This is a genomic window from Bacteroidetes bacterium GWF2_43_63 (assembly GCA_001769275.1).
Taxonomy (GTDB): domain Bacteria; phylum Bacteroidota; class Bacteroidia; order Bacteroidales; family DTU049; genus GWF2-43-63.
This window is the reverse complement of the sequence record MEOQ01000019.1, coordinates 97,316-106,280: the sequence shown is the minus strand read 5'-3', so window position 1 is coordinate 106,280 and position 8,965 is coordinate 97,316. Positions and strand designations below refer to the sequence as shown.

7 protein-coding genes and 5 tRNA genes are annotated in these 8,965 nt (G+C 43.8%); 11 read left to right on the top strand and 1 reads right to left on the bottom strand.

From position 1 onward, the window contains the following. Positions 1 to 121: 121 nt before the first annotated feature. Positions 122 to 4,450, bottom strand: coding sequence for a hypothetical protein (locus tag A2W93_13430; protein OFY55176.1), 4,329 nt, complete (start codon positions 4,448 to 4,450; stop codon positions 122 to 124). Positions 4,451 to 4,870: 420 nt separating this feature from the next. On the opposite strand from A2W93_13430, the gene A2W93_13425 reads away from it, so the two are divergent. The 11 genes from A2W93_13425 (at position 4,871) to A2W93_13375 (ending at position 8,953) form a co-directional block, all read left to right on the top strand. Continuing rightward, entirely contained in the window at positions 4,871 to 5,068 is a 198-nt protein-coding gene (locus tag A2W93_13425) for a 30S ribosomal protein S21 (protein ID OFY55175.1), read from the top strand. Positions 5,069 to 5,134: 66 nt separating this feature from the next. Further along, positions 5,135 to 6,019, top strand: coding sequence for a hypothetical protein (locus A2W93_13420; GenBank protein ID OFY55174.1), 885 nt, complete (start codon positions 5,135 to 5,137; stop codon positions 6,017 to 6,019). Positions 6,020 to 6,037: 18 nt separating this feature from the next. After that, positions 6,038 to 6,334, top strand: a complete 297-nt coding sequence (locus tag A2W93_13415; protein OFY55173.1) for a ribosomal subunit interface protein — start codon at positions 6,038 to 6,040, stop codon at positions 6,332 to 6,334. Between the two features lie 139 nt (positions 6,335 to 6,473). Beyond that, positions 6,474 to 6,546, top strand: a tRNA-Thr gene (locus A2W93_13410). Between the two features lie 24 nt (positions 6,547 to 6,570). After that, positions 6,571 to 6,654 (top strand) — tRNA-Tyr (locus A2W93_13405). 8 nt (positions 6,655 to 6,662) lie between these two features. Beyond that, positions 6,663 to 6,738 (top strand) — tRNA-Gly (locus A2W93_13400). A gap of 5 nt (positions 6,739 to 6,743) precedes the next feature. Beyond that, positions 6,744 to 6,815, top strand: a tRNA-Thr gene (locus tag A2W93_13395). 45 nt (positions 6,816 to 6,860) lie between these two features. Then, complete coding sequence (locus tag A2W93_13390; GenBank protein ID OFY55172.1) at positions 6,861 to 8,048, top strand: translation elongation factor Tu; 1,188 nt, start codon at positions 6,861 to 6,863, stop codon at positions 8,046 to 8,048. 57 nt (positions 8,049 to 8,105) lie between these two features. Continuing rightward, positions 8,106 to 8,178 (top strand) — tRNA-Trp (locus A2W93_13385). Between the two features lie 25 nt (positions 8,179 to 8,203). Continuing rightward, the gene (locus A2W93_13380; protein ID OFY55171.1) at positions 8,204 to 8,395 is read left to right on the top strand and encodes a preprotein translocase subunit SecE; all 192 of its coding nucleotides are present in this window, start codon (positions 8,204 to 8,206) and stop codon (positions 8,393 to 8,395) included. Positions 8,396 to 8,407: 12 nt separating this feature from the next. Continuing rightward, a complete protein-coding gene (locus tag A2W93_13375) occupies positions 8,408 to 8,953 on the top strand; it encodes a transcription termination/antitermination factor NusG (GenBank protein OFY55170.1) in 546 nt (181 codons plus the stop codon). Positions 8,954 to 8,965: the final 12 nt, after the last annotated feature.

Below are 8,965 nucleotides of genomic sequence, written 5' to 3'. Positions count from 1 at the left end.
TTTTGCCGGGACACCCATTTGAGCATCCTGAAAATTGTATAAATGTATATATCAATTTCTTACAAAATTGGAAATTTCAAAGTGTCGAAGTCAGGAAAAAGCTTCTGGAAATTTCTTCCCGTTAATTCTCTCGCAGTAAAGTACAAGTGCCATTTTGCTCAAATGTTTTTCCGGATTCTGTTGTGATTTTCACAATGTAGAAATATGTTCCAGATGCAGCCTCGGAGCCGTTAATGGTGCCGTCCCACTGATATTCCTTGCTGGTGCTGTGAAACACTTCGTTGCCCCATCGATTGAATATCGAAAGATCGAACATCGATAAAGTTCCGTAATAAACAATTTCGAAATAGTCGTTGAATCCATCTCCATTTGGCGTAAAGACGTTTGGAATGTTGAGAAGTTCTCCAACCACCAGCGGACAATGAGCCGTATCAGAACACATGCTGTCGGTGAAAGCCATCAGAATAATGTCATATAACCCTTCGGTGCTGTAGGAATTGGTAAGCTGGTACTGATCAGATATTGTTCCGTCGCCCAGATCCCAGCTCCAGATCAGCTGTTCGACAGGAATACCGAAAGTGTTTGTGGTGTTTAAAAGAGTAACCTCCATTTCAGCAAGAACAGGGTTGGGCTGAGGATTACACGAAACCTCCGGGATGGTGTTTGCATAAATCTGAACCGGTACCGAATCTGTCATTGTACATCCGTTGGAATAAGTCACGGTGAGCAAAACATTGTAAACGCCGGTAGAGTTAAAAACTGTTGAAGTTGTCATCGAATCGGTAGATATGTCGCCATTATCAAAGTCCCAAACAAAGACCGGAGAAGGATAAATAAGCGAATCTGTTTCAACGGTAAAATCAGTCGTAACCGGCCCGCACGCAGCGGTATGACTGAATAAAATCGGGACATCAGGCGTTGACAACACTTCCACATAAAATTGTTTCACCGTGTCGTAATTACAGATTCCTTCAACCGTTATTGAAAGTGAAACCGTATAGAAACCCGGCGAGTCGTAGGATGTGGTTGGATTTTGCAACGTGCTTGTGGAGCTGTTTCCGAAATCCCAAGCCCAGGAAGAAATTGTTCCATACACCAGCGAACCGTCGATAAATTGCATCGGCATATTCGGGCAAATGGGAGTATTGGATGTAAAATCAGGGATACCCGAAATCACGTGAATCGGTTTGGTGGTATCCTGTTTCATGATCTGGCATGTCATTACTCCGGTGGTATCATCGTAATTATAAAGAATCATGGTAGGCACAAAATCTCCGCCCGTTTGATAGATATGTGTATAAGTTACACTGCCCGTATCAAAATCAGAAAAGCCATCGCCATAAACCATTCTGACCGAATCGGCATTCAGATTGGTTGTGGTGAAAGTCACAAACAACGGTGCGCAACCCGACAGAGGAGCATAGGTGAATTCACCGGTCGGACCACCAACATTTACATACAACGGGAACACTGTGTCCATCGTGCATCCGAAGTTATTTGTAACAGTCAAACTAATGTCATAATCACCCGGTTCATAATACACGTGCTGCGGATTTGCAGTTGTGCTTGTATTCGATGTTCCACTGCCGGCATCACCAAAGTTCCACGAAAACTGCGTGACATCCGAAGATGATTGATTACTGAAATCAACAATCAGCGGTGGACAAAGCGTGCTCACAACGGGAGCAGAAAAATCGGGGAACGGCATCGAGACGGTAATATTCAAGGAATAAGCACTGTCACAGCCATTGGCATCAGTGGCAACAAGAGTAACAGTAAAAACCGTGGTGGTATCAACCGTGTATGTATGCGTTGGGTTGGTCAAAGTGCTGGCCGGACTTCCATCACCAAAATCCCATTCATAGGAAATGGCTGCAGTACTTGTGTTGACGAATGTCGCAGTTTCTGAATAGCAGAAAACGTTGTTGGTATGAGTGGTGTGAAATGAGGGGTTTGGTTTGGTCGGATGCACGTAATTGTAGAAAATTTTTGTGCTGTCGCAACCTTTTGAATCAGTTACTGTGAGCGAAATATTATAGTTGCCAGCTGTGTAATAAGTATACTGCACCGTAGGATGAGCTGTAGATGTGGAGCCGTTTCCAAAATTCCACAACCAATTGGTCAAGACAGCAGGTGCTGCGGCAGTGCTGTTATCGGCAAATTCAACCGTAAGCGGAGTGCACCCCGTAAGAGGAGTTGTAGGCGAGAAATTCGGCGAAGGAAGCTGATCAACGGTTATTATACTGGTTATTGTAGTATCGTCAGTGCAACCCCAGCTATCTGTTGCCAGAAGCGTCACATCGTATATCCCGGCCGCATTGTAGCTATGACTTACCGAAGCGGGCGCGCCGGAAGAATTTGCTCCATCACCAAAAGTCCATGCTCTGTTTGCAATGGAAACATATGCAGTGGAAAGATCTGAAAACAATACCGGATCATACATACAGACCTCGGGGATATTGGATTGAAAGTTCGCAAAAACCTCATCCACCCTTACCTGTACTTCAATCGAGTCGCGGCAGCCATTGGAATTTGTCACGAGTAATTCAACCATATATTGTCCGGGAGCAGAGTATATATAGTCGGGGTTCTGAATAGTATCTGTTCCTCCATCATCAAAAGTCCAGAGCCAGGTTTCGGCACCGACCGACTGATCGGTAAAGTGCACAGTGTCGGGATATGAACAAAGCAATGCAGGTGAAGGCGAAAAAGCTGCAATTGGTGGCCAGATAACGATATAATCCTCTTTGACCAGCGTATCGCGGCAACCATTGTGAGTCGCAACCAAAGAAATAGTAAATGTTCCTGTATCTCCATACTGGTGCGTTGGATCCGGACCACTTCCAAACTGTCCGTCGCCAAAATCCCAGTTCCAGCTTTCAACGTAGCTGCTTGAGCTGTCGTGAAAATAAACCATTTCGCTGTAACACACAATGGTGTCTTCAGCAAAAAAACCAACCTGAGGTAGAAGGCCCGCCATGATATAATTATTCATGGTTATAGTGTTGGGGCAACCTTCAGCATTGATAATTGAAAGCGTAACATTAAACACCCCGGAATCGCCGTAGATGTGGAGAGGATTAATCGCTGTGTCCAGTGGCGAACCATCGCCATAATTCCAGATGTAGGTTGTTCCTGCTCCGCCCGAAGCTGATGTAAACTGCACATCAAGCGGTGCGCAACCCGAAAACACATCGGCGGAAAAAGTCACCGGCGGCGGTGCAATCTGTACATAGTTTGGTTTCGTTAATACTCCTACACAGCCATTGGTATCCGTTACAGTCAGCGTTACGGGAAAATTTCCGAATGCATTATAGGTATTGGAAGCATTGGCTGTATCAGGCCCGCCGAAACTCCAGACATAGTTTACAAAACCCGGATCAGCGACAAAATCAACAGTAAATGGGATCATACAACCAACCGGGTCAACAGCCGAAAAATTGAAAACAGGCGACGGATACACTTCAATGGTATCTGTAAACTGAGTATCCATGGGACATCCATAAGTGTCAACCGCTGAAAAAGTAATGGTGTATATTCCGGAATTGGTGTATGTGTGTGAAGGATTTAAAGCTGTAGATGTGCCTCCATCGCCGAAATTCCAGGAAGCACTGGCAATACCGGTATTAAGACATTGAAAACTTACAGGTAATGGCTTGCAGCCGGCATTTGGACCAAATGTAACATTGGGCACCGGAACAACAATATTTACAAAATTATTCATCACCAGCGTGTCCTCACAACCGTTGGAATTTGTAACGATGAGCGTGACTGTGTACTGACCTGTTGTGTATTGATGCGATGGATTCTGATCGGTACTGGTTCCGCCGTCGCCAAAATTCCATAAATAAGTCAGGCCAGCTCCTGTTGAAGTGTTTGTGAAGTCGACGGTTGCGGGCGAGCTGCATGCCGTATTGTTGGTGCTGGTGAATCCTGCAACCGGGTTGGGATAAACAGTAATATAACTATTGACAGTTTTATTTGCTGAGCATCCATAAATATCGGTTATGAGTAGCACAATATTGAAAGAACCGGTATTGGTGTAAGTATGAGAAGGATTGCCCGTTGTAGAGCTGAAGCCATCACCGAAATTCCAGTTCCAGTTCGAAATAGGCCCGTCGCCAAGCGTTGTGACATCGCTAAACTGCACTGTAAGTGGCTGACAACCGCTGACAGGCAACCCTGAAAAATTCGCCACCGGTTTCTTGTGAACCACAATGTAATTTGTCCGGGTGAACGAATTGCTGCCGGAAGCATTGGTAACAGTAAGTTTAACGGTATATGTACCGTTGGTAGAATACACATGGGTTGGGTTTTGCAAAGTCGAATGGGTGGTACCATCGCCGAAATCCCAGTTCCAGCTGGTAGGATTCCCGGTGCTTTGATCCTGAAAAGTGACCGAGAGAAAACCGCATCCCGAAGTAGGCGTGATTGCAATGAAATTCGCCACAGGAGCTTGAGCCTGTGCGAGTAAAAAATTGCAAATCACAATGAGTGATAGTAAAAGGCTCTTCATATTAGGCTATTTATTTCCAGAAAGACAACAATATGTGCAACGTTATTATACGAGACACTCGTGACGTTTGATACAAATTCATCGACGATGTTTAATTCCAACATTGCTAAATTTTACATATTAACATGCATGTAATAGCAATAACATACAGATTCAACATCGAAAACCCGCAATTTTGTTTGCAATAGTTCTAGTTTTGATTGAATTCAACAATTTAACAAACATCGATAAAAAAACGTACAAATTGCGTTTTATGACACGGAAAATCAATTTTTATTCAATTGATTGTATTATAATGGAATTTTTTAATACCTTTGCAGCCCAATTTAATAACCAATCGAAAGGAGAATCGATATGATCATTGTTACACTAAAGGAAGGTGACACCATTGACAAAGCGTTGAAGAAACTGAAACGTAAATTTGAAAAAACAGGCGTAGCCCGTGAACTTCGTGACCGCCAAAAATTTACCAAACCCTCTGCCCGTAAAAGGGACAGTCAGTCTAAAGCTTTGTACGTTCAGCGACTGCTTTCAAAACAAATGAACGGGTAGTGCTTGACTTTTGAGTAATAAATTACTATCTTTATCCCATTAATCACCGGTTAGTGGGATTTTTTTATGATTGAACGGTTCATCACATACCTCACCAAGGAAAAAAGATTCTCTGTACACACTGCCATTTCTTACCGCACCGACCTTGACTCGTTCAGGAAATATCTGGACGAAAACTATCAAGGTTTAGCCTTTGAAAAGTGTACACCTTCTGTAGTCCGTTCATGGCTTGCCGATATGGCAGCTCATGATTACAATCCACGCAGTCTGCGAAGAAAAAAAACAGCAGTGTCTTCATTTTATCGGTACCTTATATATATAGGATTGACCGAAACCAACCCGACCCGAAATATTCCGCTGCCCAAATTGCCCGGGCGCTTGCCGGTATTTGCTGATGAAAAATCAGTAAGCACGATCATTCACTCCGGCGAAAACGATAACGACTATCCCTCTGTGCGCAATCATCTGATGTTTGAATTTTTCTATGCAACCGGAATGCGACTGAGTGAACTGATTGGAATAAAAATAAGCGACATCGATTACAGCAAATGCACTATTAAAATTCTCGGCAAAAGAAATAAAGAACGGATAGTGCCGTTTAGTGAGCAATTGCTTACCCGGATGAAAGCCCACGACGAGCTTAAGGAAACATGGTTCGACGATCTTGAAACAGATCCGAATTATTTTCTCACCAACACAGGCAAAAAACTCTATCCAAAATTCGTGTACCGCACAATTCACGGCTACCTTGACAGTGTTTCATCGCTCAGTAAAAAGAGCCCCCATGTGATGAGGCATACCTTTGCCACTCATTTGCTGCAAAACGGAGCCGACCTGAATTCGATCAAGGAATTGCTGGGACATGCCAACCTGGCGGCAACACAAATTTACACGCACACAAATATTAAGCAACTAAAGGAAATCTACCACAAGTCTCACCCTAAATCCTAAAACAAAGGAGGAAAAATTATGAAAATCAGCATCAGTTCAGTAAAATTCAAAGCTGACAAAAGCCTTGAGGACTTTATCCAGGAAAAAATTACAAAACTTGCCACTAATTACGACAATTTGATTAGCGGGGAAGTTATACTGCGACTGGATAATTCGGAAAATCAGGAAAATAAAATCGCCGAAATCAGGCTAAATATTCCAGGCAATGATTTATTTGCAAAAAAACAGTGTAAGACATTTGAGGAAGCGACAGACTCAGCGCTCGATGCAATTAAAAAGCAATTGCTCAAACATAAGGACAAAATTCACCCTTAAAAAATAATTTTTCAAAATTGTTTGGTGTTTTAAAAAATCTTTGTACTTTTGCAGTCCCAATTTAAGGGACTGCTTTTTTTATAAGAGTATTCAAATAAAAGGGATCGTTGTTTATCATTGTGTTTCAATATTTTCCAGTGCCGATGTAACTCAGTTGGTAGAGTAGCGGTTTTGTAAACCGCCTGTCGGGGGTTCGAGTCCCTTCATCGGCTCTTTTTTGGAAAATGCAAAATAATGGGGAGATTCCAGAGTGGCTAAACGGGGCAGACTGTAAATCTGTTGGGCAACCTTCGGAGGTTCGAATCCTTCTCTCCCCACAAAATTTTAAGCGGAAGTAGCTCATTTGGTAGAGCGAAAGCCTTCCAAGCTTTAGGTGGCGGGTTCGAGCCCCGTCTTCCGCTCGAAGAATGCCTTTGTAGCTCAGGGGTAGAGCACTTCCTTGGTAAGGAAGGGGTCGGGAGTTCAACTCTCCCCAAAGGCTCTTTCGGTATTTAAAACAAACAGTAACAATAAACAGACAAACAGCATGGCAAAAGAAAAATTCGATCGCAGTAAGCCGCACGTTAACATCGGTACCATCGGCCACGTTGACCATGGTAAAACGACGTTAACCGCCGCTATCACTCTTAATCTTGCAGATAAGGGTTTCGCAGAATTCAGGTCATTCGATTCAATCGACAACGCTCCTGAAGAAAAAGAACGTGGTATTACCATCAACACCGCACACGTTGAGTATGCGACCGAAAACCGTCATTACGCTCACGTTGACTGTCCTGGTCACGCTGACTACGTAAAGAACATGGTTACCGGTGCTGCTCAGATGGACGGTGCTATTTTGGTTGTTGCCGCAACTGACGGCCCTATGCCGCAAACTCGTGAACATATCCTTCTGGCCCGCCAGGTAGGTGTTCCTAAAATAGTTGTTTTCATGAACAAGGTTGACCTTGTTGATGATGAAGAACTTCTCGACCTCGTTGAAATGGATATCCGTGATCTTCTGAGTTTCTACGGTTTCGATGGTGACAACACCCCGATTATCCGTGGTTCAGCTCTTGGTGGTCTCAATAAAGAACCAGTTTGGGTTGAGAAAATTATGGAATTAATGGCAGCTGTTGACAGCTTCATTCCAATTCCTGTACGTGCAATGGAAAAAGAATTCCTGATGCCAATTGAAGACGTGTTCTCAATCACTGGCCGTGGTACAGTTGCTACCGGTCGTATTGAAACAGGCGTTATCAATTCTGGTGAATCAGTTGATATTCTTGGCCTCGGTGCAGAAAAACTGAAATCAGTTGTAACCGGTGTTGAAATGTTCCGCAAGATCCTTGATCGTGGCGAAGCTGGCGACAACGTAGGTCTTCTCCTCCGCGGAATCGACAAAAACGAAATCCGTCGTGGTATGGTTATCGCGAAACCGGGTTCAATCAAACCTCACAAAGTTTTCAAAGCTGAGGTTGTGATTCTGAAGAAAGAAGAAGGCGGACGTCACACTCCGTTCCACAACAAATATCGTCCTCAATTCTATTTCCGCACCACTGACGTAACCGGCGAAGTTGTACTTCCGGACGGTGTTGAAATGGTTATGCCTGGCGACAACCTCTCTATCACTGTTAATCTCATCACCGAGATTGCAATGAATCAGAACCTCCGTTTCGCTATCCGTGAAGGCGGTCGTACGGTTGGTGCAGGTCAGGTAACTGAAATTCTGGACTAATAAACAACCTTTAGTGAAGAGTATTCGCTTTGAAATATAAGTGAATACTTTTCACACACGGGTGTAGCTCAATTGGTAGAGTGGCGGTCTCCAAAACCGTAGGCTGTGGGTTCGACTCCTACCACCCGTGCACACAAGGCTAGAAAAATCAAAAGATGAGAAAGTTATTAAATAACCTCAGAGAAGTTAAGGAAGAGATGCTGAACAAGGTGAGCTGGCCCACATGGCCTGAGCTGACTGAAAGCGCCATCGTCGTTTCCATCGCCTCTCTTATCATTGCAGGTGTGGTGCTTGTGATTGACCTTTCTTTTGAGAACCTTCTGAAACTGGTTTACGGACTTTTTTAGTAAACAACAACCATGAGCAGCGAAGAATCAAAGAAATGGTATGTAGTCCGTGCGGTCAGCGGAAGCGAAAAGAAGGTGAAGCAATACATTGATAATGAAATTGCCCGCCTTGGTTTTCAAGATGCTGTGTCACAGGTATTAATACCTATGGAAAAAGTATTCCAGATCCGCAAAGGCAAAAAAGTGACCAAGGAAAGAAATTTCTTTCCCGGGTACATACTTGTTGAAGCTGTTCTTGACAGTGAAATTGAACACATTATAAAGAGTGTGCCGGGCGTACTCGGCTTCCTCGGAAGCAAGGGTGAAGCCATCCCAATGCGTCAGAATGAGGTTAACCGCATTTTGGGCAAAGTGGACGAACTGGCCGACAAAGGAGAAGAGATGTACGAAACATTTCTGGTTGGTGAATCTGTGCGCGTAATAGACGGCCCGTTCAACAGCTTCTCCGGTGTCATAGAAGAAGTGAACGAAGAGCGTAAAAAGCTCAAGGTCATGGTAAAAATATTTGGCAGAAAAACTCCGCTCGAGTTGAGTTTTATGCAGGTTGAAAAAGAATAATAAACGAGTAAA